The following is a 16553-nucleotide window of genomic DNA, read 5'->3' as shown; positions in this document are numbered from 1 at the left end:
ATAGCAAGCCCCGTGATGAAAATCACGGGGTTTTTGTTTTTCAGTAACATGCTATTTCAAAGATCACTTCCTGTACCTGTACCTGTACCTATTTCTTACCTGCTGCGTCAGATTTTAAATCTTATGAATACTATTTAAAGTTTTGGTAGAGCGTATAACCTGCAACAGCCCCAGCGATATCATAAGCAAAATCATGCAAACTCCAGCCAGTACCCGATGGGCGGCTATCATAGAATTCTTTTGCTGCCCCTAGAGAAATAGAGAATACCATGCCGAATTGAGCTGCTTGTCTATGTTGCATGTTTTGTCTATCGGCATAAGCGTTTCCTGCAGCTGCCATCGCAGCTGAAAAGGCGAAATGTTGTGCTTTATCCTTACCTTTCCAGTTATCATTTGACCAATGAAACCCTGAGCAGCCAGTGATGATTATTAATGAAAAAATTAAAGCTAATGGTTTATATGTGATAGATGACATATCTTGAGCCTCTACAACAACTCGTGAGTTAGAGTTCAATAGATAATAAAAAGCGCCACGTGAGCGGCGCTTTAAAGAGATAATAATTAAAGTATTCGACTAATTAGGCGGTCGACGCGGATCCGTCGTAATCGGCGGATCAGCTTTTTCACTTTAACCGGGTAAGTTTGAATGCTGTCCAATTCACGGTAGTGATGAACAACTTTAGTATGAGTGCGAATACAATCTAACTCATGTTGGCGTTGTTCTTGGAGTTGCTGTTTCGGATCGTGGATCAAAACAGCATTTTCCAGATCTAATCCCCAAGCTCGTGGATTCAAGTTATTACCTGTAATCAATTGCCACTGATTATCAACCCACATTCCTTTGAGATGGTAGGTATTATCACCATCTTTCCATAAACGAACAGTCAGTTGCCCACTGTCAATGAAGCGTTGTAAGCGGCTGACAAAACGGCGCAAGTTTATTTCATAGAGATAAGGTAATGCACCAATAATCTTAAATGGTTCTTCTGGCGGGATATAAAAATCGTTAGCCGTTTTATCGCCAATAATAATTTCAACTTTTTTTCCATCACGCAGTAATTTACTGATAATCCTGACCAAAACGGCAGGTAAATTAAAGTATGGTGTACAGATGGTCAGCTTTTCAGAGGTTGAGCTCATTAAATGTGTGATCGTACGGTTTAACTCATTCTTTTTACCTAGACCAACAAAGGGGATAACAGCGAGCTCATCATTACTAGCATTTCCTACGAATTGGTAGTTTATCCCACGTAATGATAAACGAAATTGTTTGATTAACCCTTTGAATTCCGCAGTTTTTGGTCGATTAGGCGTATTGAGTAGATGAATAGCATCTGATGATAGAAGAGAGTCATCAATGAATTTCTTCATCGTCGCGGTGAGATGGCTATTTTTGATCAGGTGATATCTATCATAGCGATATTTTTCATGACGATGTAAATACACATCGTTGATACTTGCACCGCTATATAGCAATGTATCATCAAATAAGAAGCCTTTTAAATGTAGTACGCCCAATGCCTCCCGTGTATTAACAGGAATTCCAAAAACAGGAATCTCAATATGAGGGTATTGTTGAGAGACTTCATAATACCAATCGGCATTAGTGAGATTAGCTGCTGCACCAATACGCCCTCGTTGAGCTCGGTGCCAATCAACTAAAATTTTAATATCTAGATTAGGATTTGCTTGCTTAGCAGCATATAAAGCATGAAGAATGTCTTTACCCGCATCGTCTTTTTCTAAATACAGCGCCGTAATGTAGACTGTATTTTTAGCTTGCGAGATTTGTTCAAGCAGAGCACCACGAAAATCTTCCGTCTTATAGAGCGTTTTAACATCATCAACTGACTGAGACAATTTAGGCATATTTGCCAAGTGTTGTTGATGTTTTGCTTGTTTTAATTTTGACAACATCACAGTGTGAATTTTCTCTTGTTAGTCTAATAGCAAATCGCTTTATACAAATATTTAAGCGAATGATCTGTCGATGATATCATATTTACATCGTTCATTAGGAATAAATTGGTAATTGGTTTGCTTACCATGCAGATTACAGTGTATTCCTAAATTTTATTATAGATGCAGGGTCAGATTCACGACACCATCCTCAAATTGAACATCAATTTGAAACCCTAGTTTTTTTGCCAAGCTGATCATATTGCGATTTTCTGGCATGGTGATTGCGGTCAATTTTTTAATACCATGTGCGCGGGTGTAATTCAGAAGCTTTTGCATCAATTGATAGCCTAGAGTTTGCCCTTTCATATCTGAACGAACTAACACTGCAAATTCTGCTTCTTGATTGTCAGGATCCGCCATCGCACGGGTAACGCCAATAATTTCAGGTTGTGTCTTGCTATTTTTAACGGCGACAAATGCCATTTCTCGGTCATAGTCTATTTGAGTCATATTGGCGAGATCATCATGAGTAAACTCACTGATTTCACTAAAATAGCGGTAATACAGATCTTCTTTGGTGACTTGTTCAATAAAGGATTTCAGTAAAGGCTCATCTTCCGGAAGAATCGGTCTTAGCAAGCAAGTCAGATCATCTTTTAGGTGGATTGTCTCTTCTAATTCATTTGGATATGGGCGAATGGCAAGTCGAGTATTTGGGCTATCAGTTGTAGAGCTTAATGTCATTGAAACATCAAGCAATGTGAATTCATCGCCTGCGGCTAGCAGCGGGTGTATATCCAATCGGCTGATATTAGGGCAATCAATAATTAAATTAGAGACCCGAACCAGTAAGCTAGCTAGCCCTGGAATATCTAATGGTTCTAAAGCACTACGGGCTTTAATTTTATGTCCTTTAATGGCATTGATGACCAAATAACGCGCCAGAGCTAAATTCAGTGGAGGAAGCGCGACGGCAGCTTGGCTCTCTTGCTGCCATTCAATACCACCTTCACCAAGCATGATTAGTAGACCAAATACGGGATCCAATTCTACCGCAATACGGAGCTCTTGAGCACCGGCTCTATTCGCCATACTTTGTACTAATAAGCCTTCAATCCGTGCTAGAGGGAAGTTGGTAGAAACGCGTTCTATGATCGCATCAGCCGCCTCTGCAACTTCTTTGGCATTCCTTAAATAGAGCATAACCCCTTGAACTTCTGATTTGTGCACAATATCAGGGGACCGTAATTTCAATGCAACGGGATAACCAATCTTTTCAGCAATTTCAACAGCTTGTTCACTAGAATGCGCTATCCATGTTGGTAGGCTATTTAATCCATAAGCTTTTAAAATAGGCTGAACTTCATGGGTATCCAAATGTAATTTGTTATTTTCAATTGCCTGCATAATGCATGTATGGGCTTGCTGAGTATTCGCAGTAATCCCGATAGGAAGGGCAGGGGTTTCTTTTAATTGTTTTTGGTTACGACGATATTCCACCATATGCATATAGGCAGTAATAGCACCTTCAGGTGTTCGATAAGTTGGAATACCTGCTTCGCTAAAGAGCCTTCTTGCCTCTTGGGATGTATATTCCCCACACCAATTTGTTAATATCGTTAGCCATTTTCCTCGTGGATGCTGTTTAATTGCTTTAATCACTTTTTCTGCCATAGATTTGCTTTGGGTTATGGCACTGGGTGTGTGGATCAAAAGCAATGCATCATGATCGTGGCTATCGAGCATTTTGTTCAACACGTTAAGGTATCTATCTACCGTGGAATCATCGCCGAGATCAATTGGATTTTGCGTTGATAAATCGAGAGGGAGCAAGGAGCTTAATTCGTTTTCTGTTTCTACGCCAAGTTTCGCGAGTTTTCCATTTCTCAGTAGTAGCTCATCAAGTGCCATCGCAGCAGGTGCGGAGCCATTACTCATTATTGATAAACGTTCCCCTCGCAGTGGGGTCATATAGCTTAGAGTTTCGACTGCCGAAAACATTTCATGGGTATCTTGTACTCGCAGTAAACCCGCGCGTTGGATAGCCGCATCATAGGCGGCATCTAAACTTGGTTTTTCACCAAGTAATTCTTGTGCTTTTCGGGTGCGACCGCTTTTGATAACCAAAATTGGTTTATTACGTGATGCACTACGAGAAGAAGATAAAAAGCGCCTTGCATCACTAATATTTTCTAAATACAGCAAAATTGCGCTGGTTTTGCTATCTCGGGCTAGGTAGTCCAGCAGATCATCGATATCAATATCGATGCTATCTCCTAGAGCAATAAAATACGAAAAACCGATATCTCGGTGACGCGCCCAATCCAATACGGTATTTGAAACTGCGGCAGATTGTGAAATAAATGCTAATTTGCCTTTTAAAATAGGAATAGGGGAAAAGCTGGCATTGAGTCCTTGCCATGGGGCAAAGAAGCCTAAACTATTGGGACCTAGCAAGCGAATTTGGTATTGCTGCGCCACTTTTTTCAGTTCGTTAAACTGAATAGAAGGGGATGACAGTATGATCACAACATTACAGCCAGCTTCTCCAAGTTGCCGTAAGCATTCGGTGTTACGAGAATAGTGGGTACAGATGACGGCAAGATCAGGTTTTAATGGCAGTTTATCAATTGATGGGTAAGCGAGGACGCCAAGAATAGAGTTTCTATTCGGATTAACGGGCAGAATAGGACCTTTAAAGCCACTGCTCAGTAAGTTCTTCATCATGACGGAACCTGCTCGGCTAGGATCTTCTGAAGCGCCTACGACAACGATGGATTTTGGCCTAAATAATGACTCTAGTTGACTCACTAACCCCATGCTGGCAAACCTTTTATGTGGTGAGCGTAAATACCGCCCAATTGATCTTGAGTTCGTAAGCAATACTATGCCGTATATTGGGAGAAGCGCCAGTTTATAGAGGGAATTTTATTGAATAATACAAGCACCCTCACGTTTTGTTGTGAAGGTGATTTTCAAAATATAAATTGCTGGAAAGCGCAATGTATAAATAACGTAAAGAATACCTAATAAGCGTTATTTTAAGGGCTGAGATAGGAGCATTTGAGCGGTCGGGTGGTGGGGTTTTCCTTCCAAGTATTTGTGGCGAAACAGATTAAAATGAGCAAATAACTTTTGAGATGCATCGATGTCCCCAGCTTGTTCCAATACAGTGGCGGCGACTTCAGCCGTACAGTGTTGCTCTTCCCTTGATGGGATACGTAGGAGGTAATCTGTTCTCGCTTTGGTGTTAATGGATAGCATGGGAATTTGGTCCAAGTAAGGACTTTTTCGAAACATTTTACGGGCTTCCGGCCAAGTTCCGTCTAATAAGATGAACAATGCAGGTTTGTGGGAAAGCGTCGGTTGGTTAACAACAATACGATCATTTTGTGCGTAGCTTTCTGGGAAAATCAGATAAGGTTGTCTAGTCTGATCTTGCAGTATCGCTAATAACTGGCTATCAGGATCTGTTCTGGACCATTGGTAAGCTTGCGTATCAGGAAGTACATCTGCAATCAGTTTTCCTGTATTGCTAGGTTTAAAAACCTCACCATCAAACATAATGAGACAAAATTGGCTTTTTGCTTGCGCAGAAACAGTCTCTTCACATAAACATTGTGGAACAGGTAGTAGGCAAAAATGGCAACGTTTTACTCGACAACCTCTTGCTTTAAAAGGTTTTGTTGAAAGAGCTAAGCGTTGTTGGCGCAGGAGATAGACAGCGTTCTGACTCATGGTTGATAGGGTACTTTTCATTGCAACAAAATAAGGGGCATATTGTACGCAAAACGATTTGCATACGATAGAAGTATATTCAACAACTTTTCGGTGAGATAATAGTGAGGATCGGTAGCGTAGCTTTGCAACTTCATGTAATCTTCGCGCCATAGCTTAGTAGGGGATAGCGATGAACGACACGAATGATTTTAGTGGTAAAAACGGCAAAGTAAAAGTGATGTATGTCCGTAGCGAAGAGCAGGACAATAATAAAGGTAATGATAAGCGCCGCGGCGGTCGTGATGATAAGCGCGATGATAGACGCGGTGACAAACGTTCTGGTGGGCGTAACGATCGTAATGATCGCAACGATCGTTCAGGTCGTTCAAACCGCCCAGAAGGTGGTCGTTCAGAAAGACGTTCTGACAGCGATAGACGTTCCAGCCCACGTGATAGCGCACCTCGCGAGCAGTCACCATGGCGTACTGTATCAAAACCAGGTAGTGATGAATTAGAAAATGACCATGGTGGTATTTCAGGGAAAAGCCAAATTGACCCTGAACAACTGCGTAAACAGCGTCAAGAAGAGACGCGTATTTATGGTGAAAATGCTTGCCAAGCGATGTTTAAAAACCGTCCAGACGGCATTGTTCGTGCGTGGTTCTTACAGTCAGTGACTCCCCGTTTTCGTGATGCATTAAAATGGATGGCGGCAAACCGTAAAGCATACCATGTTGTTGATGAAGAAGAGCTTGCGAAAGCATCTGGTACTGAACACCATGGTGGTGTGTGCTTCATCATTAAAAAACGTGGTGGTATGGCGGCTGAGGTTTACTTAGAAAATGCGGTAGATACCGATTGTGTTTTAGCATTGGAAGATGTGGGTAATCCACATAACCTTGGCGGGATCATGCGTAGTTGTGCTCACTTTGGCGTGAAAGGCGTAATTTTACAAGATGCCGGAATGTTAGAGTCTGGTGCGGCAATTCGTACTGCTGAAGGTGGTGCTGAGCATATTAAAGCGATTGACGCGGATGGCTTCACGACAACATTGGATAAGTTCCGTCAAGCGGGCTATACCATTGTCACCACATCAAGCCATAAAGGTAGTCAGGACATTGCTAAAGTTCAATTACCGAAGAAAATGGTGCTGGTGTTAGGTCAAGAGAGTGATGGATTAAGTGATAGCACTTGGGATCAGGGCGATATGAGTTTGTACATTGGCGGAACAGGTAAAGTTGAAAGCCTGAACGTTTCTGTGGCAACCGGTATTATGCTATCTCAGTGGTGGTCACAAAACAAAGTTAAGTAATCGTGCATTAGCATGAGCTTAAAGAAAAAACCATACACAAAATTGTGTATGGTTTTTTTTCGTTTCAACATGATAGCGAGAATAGGGGTTAGTGAGCGCCGCCTCCACCCTCTTTCGATCCTGCGCCGAATGGTGGTTTCGCAAACCAAACTATGACCATGAGTAGAATAAAGACCCCCGCGGACATCCAAAAAATCTCATTCGCCGAAATAATTAGCCCTTGCTCTGTGATTGAGCGTGCAATATAAGCGGCGCTTTGCTGCTCATTCATGCCTATTTGCGCGAGCTCACTGTACATATGTTGAGCATTAGGATTATATGGATTAACAAATTCCGTTAAGTTTTCATGGTGCATCGCTTCACGTTGTGTCCACAGAGTGGTTGTGATCGAGGTACCAATTGCCCCTGCTAATGTTCGCGTAAAGTTAGATAAGCTAGATGCTGACGCCATTCTTTCAGGTGGTAAGCCTGATAACGTAATGGTTGTTAGTGGCATAAAGAAGCAGGCAATCGCTAAGCCTTGAACAAACTGAGGCCATGCAGCCGCCGCGAATCCCATTCCTGGTTCGAAGGTATAAGCTCGCCAGTAATAACACACTGCATACATAATAAAGCTGAAGGTAACTAAGTAACGCATATCGATACGGTTACCGAAGCGACCAATAATAGGCGTGATTAAAAGAGGCAATAGACCGACCGGTGCCGATGCTAAGCCTGCCCAAGTTGCCGTATAGCCGTATACCTCTTGGAGTAATTGAGGCAATAGAACGATAGTGCCGAAATAGAGCATATATGCCAAACTGAGCGCTAAGCAGCCAATGGTAAAATTGCGTTCTTTGAAGAGTGAAAGGTCGATTACAGGATGTTCATCTGTTAACTCCCAAACAATCAAGAAGGCAATTGCGACAACTGCAATCACTGCCAGAACAATAATCTCTGTTGAATTAAACCAATCAAGCTCTTTCCCTTGGTCGAGCATAATTTGGAGTGCGCCAATACCGACGACCAGTAAGACAAGTCCAACAGTATCAATTGGTTTGATGGATATTTTTGTTTCACGTCCTTTTAAGGTTCGCATGATGGCAAAAATAATGGCGATACTAAATGGCACGTTAATAAAGAAAATCCATCCCCAGTGATAGTTATCACTGATATATCCGCCAAGAATAGGTCCACAGATAGGGGCGACAACAATGGTCATTGACCATAATGCAAGCGCCATACTGCGTTTGGCTGGAGGATAGTTGTTTAGCAATAAACTTTGGGAAAGCGGAATCAGAGGACCTGCAACTAAACCTTGTAATACGCGGAATAAGATGAGCATTTCTAAGCTGTTAGAGATCCCACATAACCATGAGGTGAGTGCGAAAAGCCCTGTAGACCATAAAAAGAGTCGAACTTCACCAATACGGCGAGCTAGCCAACCAGTGACAGGGATAGAGATAGCATTCGCGACGCCAAACGACGTAATCACCCATGTGCCTTGTGAGTTAGATGCACCCAGATTACCCGCAATAGTGGGGATAGCGACGTTAGCAATGGTCGAATCCAATACCTGCATGAAAGTTGCCAAAGATAAGGCAATCGTCATCCAAGCCAATTTTGAGCCAGTTAACGGTGCATTTGTCACGTCAGTGTCTCCGTTTACTTATTGCCGGCATTATTCTGAATAATCTCAGCAACAATCTTGTCAGCAGGAGACATATCTACAGCTAAAGCCGTCGTGTGGTAAGCCGGCGCATCACGTAGACCCTTTGATAACACTTTCCCGTCTTTGTTGGCGGTATCCACTTCAACTTCCGTAGAAAGCCCAATACGTAATGGGTATTCATCTAACTGAGCCTCGTCAAGAGCAATACGTACCGGGAGGCGTTGTACTACTTTAATCCAGTTACCGCTGGCATTTTGCGCAGGTAATAATGAAAATGCGCTACCTGTACCCATATCTAATCCAACGACCGTACCGTTGAATACTACATTTTTACCATAGAAATCGGTCGTGACTTTTGCGGGCTGACCAATCCGCATGCTGGAAAGTTGTGTTTCTTTAAAGTTGGCATCAATCCACATACCGCTAGATGGCACGATTGCCATTAATGGGGTATTTGGCGTGATTTGCGAGCCGACTTGTACGCTGCGGCGCGACACGTAACCATCCACAGGGCTGACAATTTTGGTTCGTTGTAGAGCAAGCCACGCATTTCTCACTTGTGTTGCCGCTTGTTCAACGAGAGGTTGTTTTTCTAGGGCAGTATTGAGCACGATGGCTTGGTTGGCATTATATTGCTCAATTGCCACATCCAAAGCACTTTTAGCGCTGACGACCGCTTCTCTCGCGTGTTGTAGTTCTTCTTTTCCAATCAGATTACTATTTCCTAGAACTTCACGACGTTTTAAATCATTTTGCAAACGGGATAGTTCAGAGCGTTTAACATCAATATTAGCTTGAAATTGTCGACTATTGATTATGTGCTGCTGGGATTGTCTAACACTGTTAGCAAGTTCAGTTTTTGCTTTTTCGAGAGCTAATTCAGCATCTCGAGGGTCGAGTTCCACCAATACTGTTCCGCTTTTAACAAAATCGGTATTGTCGACGTTGACCGTCATGACGCTGCCTGATATTTGAGCTTGGATTTGAACCTGATTTCCGGCTACATAAGCATTATCTGTGGACTCGTAATGGCGTAGGACAATATACCAGTATGCCGTCCACCCGATGCCAATAGCGACAAAAATAAAGGTTAAGAACATGAGAGCATTTCTGCGCTGTCTTTTTTTGTTTAATGGCGGTGTTTGCGTTTCCGGTAGATCCTCGCGGGCGCTCATACTGATGGTTCCCCATATTCAATGGATAAAAATAACGGCTGTTTCCAGCAGTTAGTATTAACTACTGGAAACTAAGACGACAAATGATTTCGTTGCTCGATGGGATGTAGCAATATATCACTGAAAGGATAATGAAATATAAGTGAGTGAAAAGGTTTTTTTTCAGTTTAAACCACAGAATGCCTCAAAAACATTAACCATTAATTTATTGTGGTTAATATAATCACTCTTTGATACTATCAAGCTTGATGAGTAACTTGCGCATTAATTTATCAAGCTGCTGCTTTTCATCAGTGTCTAATGCCGACCAAATATCGATTAAGGCTTTATGTTGTGGTGGCAATAATCCGCTTAAAAACTCAGAGCCTTTTTCAGTTAAATGCAGGTGTAAGCAACGACGGTCATTATGACTTTCTTTACGTTCAATCCAGCCATTCTTTTCTAATTCATCTGCGATACGCGTAGCGTTAGTACGTGAAGATCCCAATGCTGCACTAAGTTCAGATGGCTGAATGCTATGAGAATCTTTGGTATCAAGGATCATTAACGCCATGAACAGCGTTTCGTTGACTCCTTGAGCTCTTAGCATATTGTTACGTGATTCCAACAGTTTTCCATGCACGTGCATGCACAGGCGCGTTAATAAAATTTCTTGGTAAGGAATGGTATTTTCCAGTGAAACTTGTTGCGCGACACGGGCGTTAAGTAATTCTTCTGTCGGTGTAAATGAACTTTCCATTATTTGGATACCTTATTAGTTTCAGTTGGTAATGTTTCAACTGCAATCAACCATGTGAATGGTATATTAAAAGATAGAATTAGCAATTATACTTAATTAATTTCATCCATTTTATTTTGACAATGATACATCATTCATAAATTTTATGAATGTGTTTTAACGCATTTAGTATAGTTCAATTAACAATCACTGCTTTCTTACTATCGTGCAGATAAATAGATCAAAGTATAATTGCGTTTTATACGACAAATAAAATCATATAAAACAATATATAATCACATCGCATTAACTCAATACCATTTTTTTTATTACTCAATAATTACAAGATAGAAGGAGCTCTCTTTTTGGAGGTAAATACCAAGAGAAGGAGCCTAGGGTACTGAGTGATACTGGGTTAATATTTTATGGGCAAGAAGTATACCATTTGATGAAGGTATACTTTTTGCTTAACTGTGTCACTAATTAACTTTTTCTAAGTAAATTATACCTTGCACTAATTATTTATCATTGTTAGCTATTTGATAAGATGATTATTATCATAGCCACATAATAATAGGTTAAATAATGGACCAGGAAAGAATGTGATTGATATTAAGTGAGCTGGATATGCATAACCGCAATCTATTTAGCGGCTATGCATTGAGAGAATTAAATGTATTTATTGCTCTGAAGTAATTTTTGGATCAAATCGAGCACCAATAGCCCAAATGATTAAGCTTATTCCGGTCAAGACTGCCCCTGAAATTGCAACGCCTAGCCAGCCCGCATGTTCATATGCATATCCTGAAAGTAATGAACCTAATGCACCACCAATAAAATAACTGGTCATATAACCTGCGGTTAAGCGGTTACGTGCTTCAGGCATAATACGATAAAGGGTACTTTGGTTTGTGACATGCACGGCTTGAACCGCCAAATCAAGGACTAATACGCCGATAATAAAGGCAATTAACGAATACTTCGCCATGCCAATGGGGATCCAAGATAACAGTAGTAACACTAAGCCAAGGGTCGTGATTAATTTACCTTTGCCTTTATCAACTAAGCGACCCGCTTGAGTTGCCATTAATGCTCCTGCCGCACCAACAAGACCAAATAGTCCGATAGTCCCTTCCGAATAATTGAATGGGGGGCTAGCAAGCAAGAATGCCATGGCAGTCCATAACAGTGCAAAATTTGCAAAAGTTAAGGCTCCGAGTAGTGCTCGAGTACCTAATACGGGGGTTGTAAAAAACAGGCGTCCAATGGAGAAGATGAGCTGAAAATAGTTAAGATCAGTTTTTTGGTGATAGCGGGGTAGTTTGAGCGCTAAAACAAGGACGAGGATCATCATCAATCCAAAGGCGACCCAGTAAATGGCTCTCCATCCCCCGATCATGGCAACCCCGCCAGAGATAGTTCTGGCAAGTAAAATACCTAAAAGTAGCCCACTCATAATCGTTCCGACGGCTTTCCCTCTTTGATGCGGTTTCGCAATAGAGGCAGCCATAGGAACAAGGACTTGCGCGACAACGGAGAATAATCCGGTTAAAGCCGTACCGAGCAAAATTTGCCAAATATTGTCAGAAAGCGCCGTGATTAATAAACCACTCGCTGACAATGTCGTCATGACGATGATCAACTTTTTTCGTTCGAAAAGATCACCGAGAGGAACTAAAAATAGTAACCCAACGGCATAGCCTAATTGAGCTGCCGTCACAATAAACCCAGCCATGTTAGTGGTGAGGTTAAATTGGAGTGCGATGGTATCGAGTAGAGGTTGCGCGTAATAGTTACTGGCAACGACGAGTCCGGTGGCAATTGCCATTAAGAGCGTTAAGCCCGTAGTCAGTTCCGCTTGTGGTGTTTTTATGCTCATTATGCTTCGAATATAAGTGTTAATTTATTATTCAGTGGGCAGGCTTTAAGCCTAACCCACCATTATTGTTCAATGAGTTAATGCATGAGGTTATTTTATTATTTTTTCAGAATATTGATGCGTGATATTTTTGTTGATGTTATTCAAAAAAGCCAATCATCATCTTCAGTACTCACCGCTTTGCCAATGACATAGGATGAGCCAGAGCCAGAGAAAAAGTCATGGTTTTCATTGGCGTCAGGTGAAAGAGCGGACAAAATTTCAGGGCTCACTTGTGTAATTGAGTCTGGGAATAGTGCTTCATAGCCCAAGTTCATCAACGCTTTATTGGCGTTATAGTGTAGAAAACTTTTGACGTCTTCGCTCCAGCCAACACCATCATACAACTCTTGAGTATATTTGATTTCATTTTCATATAAATCAAGTAGCAATGAGAAAGTGAAATCTTTAATTTCATTACGTTCTTGTTCTGAGTAATGAGCTAGCGCTTTTTGGAATTTATAACCGATGTAGTAGCCATGAATGGCTTCATCGCGAATGATCAGCCGAATTAAATCTGCGGTATTGGTCAGTTTTCCACGGCTTGACCAGTACATTGGCAAATAAAAGCCAGAGTAAAATAGAAAGGACTCCAAAAAAACGCTGGCGACTTTCTTCTTGAGTGGATGGGAATCGCAATAGTAAGAAAGAATAATTTTAGCTTTATTTTGTAATGCAGTGTTTTCTTCACTCCAGCGATAGGCTTCATCAACATCTACGGTGGAGCATAGTGTAGAAAAAATCGAGCTATAGGAACGTGCGTGTACCGCTTCCATAAAGCTGATATTGGAGAGAACGGCTTCTTCATGGGGCGTTTGTGCATCTTCCATTAAGCAAGGCGCACCAACAGTATTTTGGATGGTGTCCAGAAGTGTTAATCCCGTAAATACACGAATGGTGAGCTGTTGCTCGTCTGTTTTTAGTGTATTCCATGAAACAGTATCGTTTGACAGTGGAATTTTTTCTGGCAACCAAAAGTTACTGGTTAGCCGATTCCATACTTCGAGGTCTTTATCATCCTGAATACGGTTCCAGTTTATTGCTTGAATTGGGCGATTAGGCGTGCTGGTGGTCATATTATTTATCCTTTTACAGTGAGCAGGAAACACAGCCTTCTACTTCGGTACCTTCGAGAGCAGTTTGGCGTAATCGAATGTAATACAAGGTTTTTATTCCTTTTCGCCATGCATAGATTTGTGCTTTATTGATATCGCGGGTGGTTGCATTACCATCAAAAAACAGTGTTAGCGACAAACCTTGGTCAACGTGCTGGGTCGCTTCTGCATAGGTATCGATGATTTTTTCTGGACCAATTTGATAGGCATCTTGGTAGAACTGAAGATTTTTATTGGTCATAAATGGTGCGGGATAGTAAACACGCCCAATTTTGCCTTCTTTACGAATTTCGATAGGAGCAACTACAGGGTGAATGCTGGAGGTCGAATTGTTGATATAGGAAATAGATCCTGTTGGTGGGATCGCTTGCAAGTTTTGGTTATATATTCCATTGGTCATCACTGACTGCTTTAAGGCTTGCCAGTTTGCTTGTGTGGGTATTTCGATGCCCGAGCGTCGGAATAATTCCTGAACGGTTTGGGTCTTTGGTAACCATGTGTTGTTGATATATTTATCAAAATACTCGCCGCTAGCGTAGGAGGATGATTCAAAGCCATCAAAGGTTTGTTGGCGTTCAATGGCTAATTGGTTCGATGTTTTTAAGGCATGGTAAGCCACGGTATAGAAATAAATATTAGTAAAATCTAATCCTTCTTCAGATCCATAGTGGATATGTTCTCGGGCTAAAAAACCATGCAAGTTCATTTGACCAAGACCAATAGCATGGGATTGTCGGTTACCTTTAGCAATAGAAGGAACTGAGCCAATATTGCTCATATCTGAAACCGCAGTTAGAGCGCGAATAGCGGTTTCTATCGACAATGCAAAGTCTGGTGAATCCATGGTATTTGCGATATTCATAGAGCCTAAGTTGCAACTAATATCTTTACCAATTTCTTGGTAACTTAAATCATCTTCATATTGGCTGGCTTGGTTTACTTGTAGAATTTCAGAGCATAAATTACTCATGTTGATACGCCCAGCAATGGGGTTGGCACGATTCGCGGTATCTTCAAATAAAATATACGGATAGCCTGATTCAAATTGGATTTCAGCGATAGTTTGGAAAAATTCCCGCGCATTAATTTTGAATTTTTTGATGGCTTTGTTGTTCACCATTTCGTGGTATTTTTCTGTAACACTGATTTCTGACATGGGTACCCCGTAGATTTTTTGAATGTCATAAGGGGAAAATAGGTACATGTCTTCATTATTTTTCGCGAGCTGGAATGTAATATCAGGGATCACGACTCCAAGAGAGAGTGTTTTAATGCGAATTTTTTCATCCGCATTTTCTCGTTTAGTATCTAAAAAGCGCAGAATATCAGGATGGTGAGCATGAAGATAAACGGCACCTGCACCTTGTCTCGCCCCTAATTGATTTGCATAGGAAAATGCATCTTCCAGCATTTTCATGACAGGTACGACGCCAGAGGATTGGTTCTTGATCTGTTTTATCGGGGCACCTTGTTCGCGTAAATTACTCATCAAGAAAGCAACACCACCCCCGCGCTTAGACAGTTGTAGTGCTGAATTCACTGAGCGCCCGATAGACTCCATGTTGTCTTCAATTCGCAGTAAAAAGCAGGATATTAGCTCCCCGCGCTGTTTCTTCCCACAATTGAGAAACGTTGGCGTTGCAGGTTGGAAGCGCCCAGTGATGATTTCATCTACGAAGAGGGAGGCGAGAGATTTAGAACCCTGTGCAAGGGTGAGTGCCACCATGCAAACGCGGTCTTCGTAACGTTCAAGATAGCGTTTTCCATCGAAGGTTTTAAGTGTGTAGCTGGTGTAATACTTAAAAGCGCCTAAGAACGTTTGAAAACGAAACTTATGAGCATAGGCTTGCTTGAAAAGTTGTTTAATGAACGGAAAATCGTACTGTGCGAGGACCTCTTCTTCGTAGTATTTTTCATTCACTAAAAAATCAAGTTTCTCTTTTAAATCATGAAAAAAGACGGTGTTTTGATTCACATGCTGGCGAAAGTAGAGATATGCTGCTTGCTTGTCTTTATCTAACTGTAAACGACCTTCACTATCATAGAGGTTCAACATCGCATTTAGCGCATGATAATCCGCATTGCGGCTGTTTTGTGGGTTATCCATTGATTGGTTCCTTTGTATGAGCGCTTTCCCAGAATGTTTTCAATCCTTGTTTTACGGACTGTACATCTCGCTCAGTACCTAATAATTCGAAGCGATAGAGGAAGGGAATGGCACATTTTTGAGCAATAATGCTGCCGGCGAGCGCGTAAGCTTCCCCAAAATTAGTATTACCTGCCGCAATAACACCGCGAATCAACGTACGATTAGTTGGGATATTGAGAAAATGCACAACTTCTTTAGGTACTGCACCATGGGAAGAGCCTCCACCATAGGTCGGTAGCAGCAGTACATAAGGCTGAGTTGCTAAAATGGCATTCTCAGGTAAATGACCGATGGGGATGCGGGTTGCTGGCAATTGTAATTTTTCGACAAACCGATGGCAGCTGCCCGAATGGCTTGAAAAATAAATCAGTGGCTGTGTGGTCATATCAGCCTCACTTACTCAATCAAAGCATTGATTTTGTCAGGGCGAAATCCTGACCAATGTTGCTCTCCCACGATAACAACGGGAAGTTGTTGGTAACCTAGTTTTTTTATAAATTCAATGGCTTGATTATCTTCAGATAGGTCGATGACTTTATATTGAAGTTGCTTGCGTTCAAAAGCTTGGTAGGTGGCATTACACTGGACGCAGTTAGGCTTACTATAAATGGTAATCTCAGTCATTTTTTTCACCTTAATATTTTCAGAACGTGGTAGTTACGTGATAGTGGTGTATCTAAGATGGCTTGATCCTATATATTGATAAAAAATATTTCAACCACACAATATATAGTGATTTCTTATTTTGAATGATAATCATTCAAATTATTGGCTATGCTGTTATTAACATTGGAAATAAAAAAATTCAGGGGGAGATGATTCAGTTAGCTACACTGAGAAAAAATATCATTGCAAAGTAGAAATAATTTACCTTATAACTGTATATACAATCA

At 41.4% G+C, this 16553-nt stretch carries 13 protein-coding genes; 1 reads left to right on the top strand and 12 read right to left on the bottom strand.

Translation table 11 applies throughout. From position 1 onward, the window contains the following. Positions 1–130 precede the first annotated feature (130 nt). The 4 genes from PR795_RS16490 to PR795_RS16475 all read right to left on the bottom strand — a co-directional run bounded on the left by PR795_RS16490 (position 131) and on the right by PR795_RS16475 (position 5640). Entirely contained in the window at positions 131–475 is a 345-nt protein-coding gene (locus tag PR795_RS16490; protein ID WP_006660918.1) for a YfiM family lipoprotein, read from the bottom strand. An 86-nt stretch (positions 476–561) separates the two neighbouring features. Next, positions 562–1917, bottom strand: coding sequence for a CDP-diacylglycerol--serine O-phosphatidyltransferase (gene pssA, locus PR795_RS16485; RefSeq protein ID WP_036960169.1), 1356 nt, complete (start codon positions 1915–1917; stop codon positions 562–564). A 159-nt stretch (positions 1918–2076) separates the two neighbouring features. Continuing rightward, positions 2077–4722, bottom strand: a complete 2646-nt coding sequence (locus PR795_RS16480) for a bifunctional acetate--CoA ligase family protein/GNAT family N-acetyltransferase (protein WP_272516953.1) — start codon at positions 4720–4722, stop codon at positions 2077–2079. A 216-nt stretch (positions 4723–4938) separates the two neighbouring features. Further along, positions 4939–5640 (bottom strand): tRNA-uridine aminocarboxypropyltransferase, encoded by a 702-nt coding sequence (locus PR795_RS16475; RefSeq protein WP_006662345.1) that lies wholly within the window; start codon positions 5638–5640, stop codon positions 4939–4941. A 172-nt stretch (positions 5641–5812) separates the two neighbouring features. Here PR795_RS16475 and PR795_RS16470 point away from each other — a divergent pair, with 172 nt between their 5' ends. Continuing rightward, positions 5813–6934, top strand: coding sequence for a tRNA/rRNA methyltransferase (locus PR795_RS16470; RefSeq protein WP_036960171.1), 1122 nt, complete (start codon positions 5813–5815; stop codon positions 6932–6934). An 88-nt stretch (positions 6935–7022) separates the two neighbouring features. Here the strand turns inward: PR795_RS16470 and emrB are convergent, their stop codons facing one another. The 8 genes from emrB to nrdH form a co-directional block, all read right to left on the bottom strand. After that, positions 7023–8564, bottom strand: coding sequence for a multidrug efflux MFS transporter permease subunit EmrB (gene emrB, locus PR795_RS16465; RefSeq protein WP_181480658.1), 1542 nt, complete (start codon positions 8562–8564; stop codon positions 7023–7025). Between the two features lie 14 nt (positions 8565–8578). Next, positions 8579–9760, bottom strand: a complete 1182-nt coding sequence (gene emrA / locus PR795_RS16460; protein WP_006662342.1) for a multidrug efflux MFS transporter periplasmic adaptor subunit EmrA — start codon at positions 9758–9760, stop codon at positions 8579–8581. Positions 9761–9983: 223 nt separating this feature from the next. Next, positions 9984–10499 carry a transcriptional repressor MprA gene (gene mprA, locus PR795_RS16455; protein WP_006660925.1) on the bottom strand — a complete coding sequence of 172 codons (516 nt, stop codon included), beginning with the start codon at positions 10497–10499 and terminating at the stop codon, positions 9984–9986. 658 nt (positions 10500–11157) lie between these two features. Beyond that, positions 11158–12357, bottom strand: coding sequence for an MFS transporter (locus PR795_RS16450; protein ID WP_006662341.1), 1200 nt, complete (start codon positions 12355–12357; stop codon positions 11158–11160). 143 nt (positions 12358–12500) lie between these two features. Then, the gene (gene nrdF, locus PR795_RS16445) at positions 12501–13472 is read right to left on the bottom strand and encodes a class 1b ribonucleoside-diphosphate reductase subunit beta (RefSeq protein ID WP_006660929.1); all 972 of its coding nucleotides are present in this window, start codon (positions 13470–13472) and stop codon (positions 12501–12503) included. A 13-nt stretch (positions 13473–13485) separates the two neighbouring features. Next, entirely contained in the window at positions 13486–15618 is a 2133-nt protein-coding gene (nrdE, locus tag PR795_RS16440; protein ID WP_181480659.1) for a class 1b ribonucleoside-diphosphate reductase subunit alpha, read from the bottom strand. Further along, a complete protein-coding gene (nrdI, locus tag PR795_RS16435; RefSeq protein ID WP_036974532.1) occupies positions 15611–16045 on the bottom strand; it encodes a class Ib ribonucleoside-diphosphate reductase assembly flavoprotein NrdI in 435 nt (144 codons plus the stop codon). Before nrdI ends, nrdE begins: the two co-directional genes overlap by 8 nt. An 11-nt stretch (positions 16046–16056) precedes the next feature. After that, complete coding sequence (gene nrdH / locus PR795_RS16430; protein ID WP_006662337.1) at positions 16057–16284, bottom strand: glutaredoxin-like protein NrdH; 228 nt, start codon at positions 16282–16284, stop codon at positions 16057–16059. Positions 16285–16553: the final 269 nt, after the last annotated feature.

The organism is Providencia sp. PROV209, from assembly GCF_028479485.1.
Classification (GTDB): Bacteria; Pseudomonadota; Gammaproteobacteria; order Enterobacterales; family Enterobacteriaceae; genus Providencia; species Providencia alcalifaciens.
Note: the sequence above shows the minus strand (reverse complement) of the source record. Positions and strands in the feature narration are given on the sequence as shown.

What these genes read in the sequence shown, in the direction of transcription:
- nrdH (WP_006662337.1), bottom strand. Translation starts at nt 16,284, where the DNA reads ATGACTGAGATTACCATTTATAGTAAGCCTAACTGCGTCCAGTGTAAT.
- PR795_RS16475 (WP_006662345.1), bottom strand. Translation starts at nt 5,640, where the DNA reads ATGAGTCAGAACGCTGTCTATCTCCTGCGCCAACAACGCTTAGCTCTT.
- nrdE (WP_181480659.1), bottom strand. Translation starts at nt 15,618, where the DNA reads ATGGATAACCCACAAAACAGCCGCAATGCGGATTATCATGCGCTAAAT.
- nrdF (WP_006660929.1), bottom strand. Translation starts at nt 13,472, where the DNA reads ATGACCACCAGCACGCCTAATCGCCCAATTCAAGCAATAAACTGGAAC.
- PR795_RS16450 (WP_006662341.1), bottom strand. Translation starts at nt 12,357, where the DNA reads ATGAGCATAAAAACACCACAAGCGGAACTGACTACGGGCTTAACGCTC.
- nrdI (WP_036974532.1), bottom strand. Translation starts at nt 16,045, where the DNA reads ATGACCACACAGCCACTGATTTATTTTTCAAGCCATTCGGGCAGCTGC.
- pssA (WP_036960169.1), bottom strand. Translation starts at nt 1,917, where the DNA reads ATGTTGTCAAAATTAAAACAAGCAAAACATCAACAACACTTGGCAAAT.
- PR795_RS16490 (WP_006660918.1), bottom strand. Translation starts at nt 475, where the DNA reads ATGTCATCTATCACATATAAACCATTAGCTTTAATTTTTTCATTAATA.
- mprA (WP_006660925.1), bottom strand. Translation starts at nt 10,499, where the DNA reads ATGGAAAGTTCATTTACACCGACAGAAGAATTACTTAACGCCCGTGTC.
- PR795_RS16480 (WP_272516953.1), bottom strand. Translation starts at nt 4,722, where the DNA reads ATGGGGTTAGTGAGTCAACTAGAGTCATTATTTAGGCCAAAATCCATC.
- emrA (WP_006662342.1), bottom strand. Translation starts at nt 9,760, where the DNA reads ATGAGCGCCCGCGAGGATCTACCGGAAACGCAAACACCGCCATTAAAC.
- PR795_RS16470 (WP_036960171.1), top strand. Translation starts at nt 5,813, where the DNA reads ATGAACGACACGAATGATTTTAGTGGTAAAAACGGCAAAGTAAAAGTG.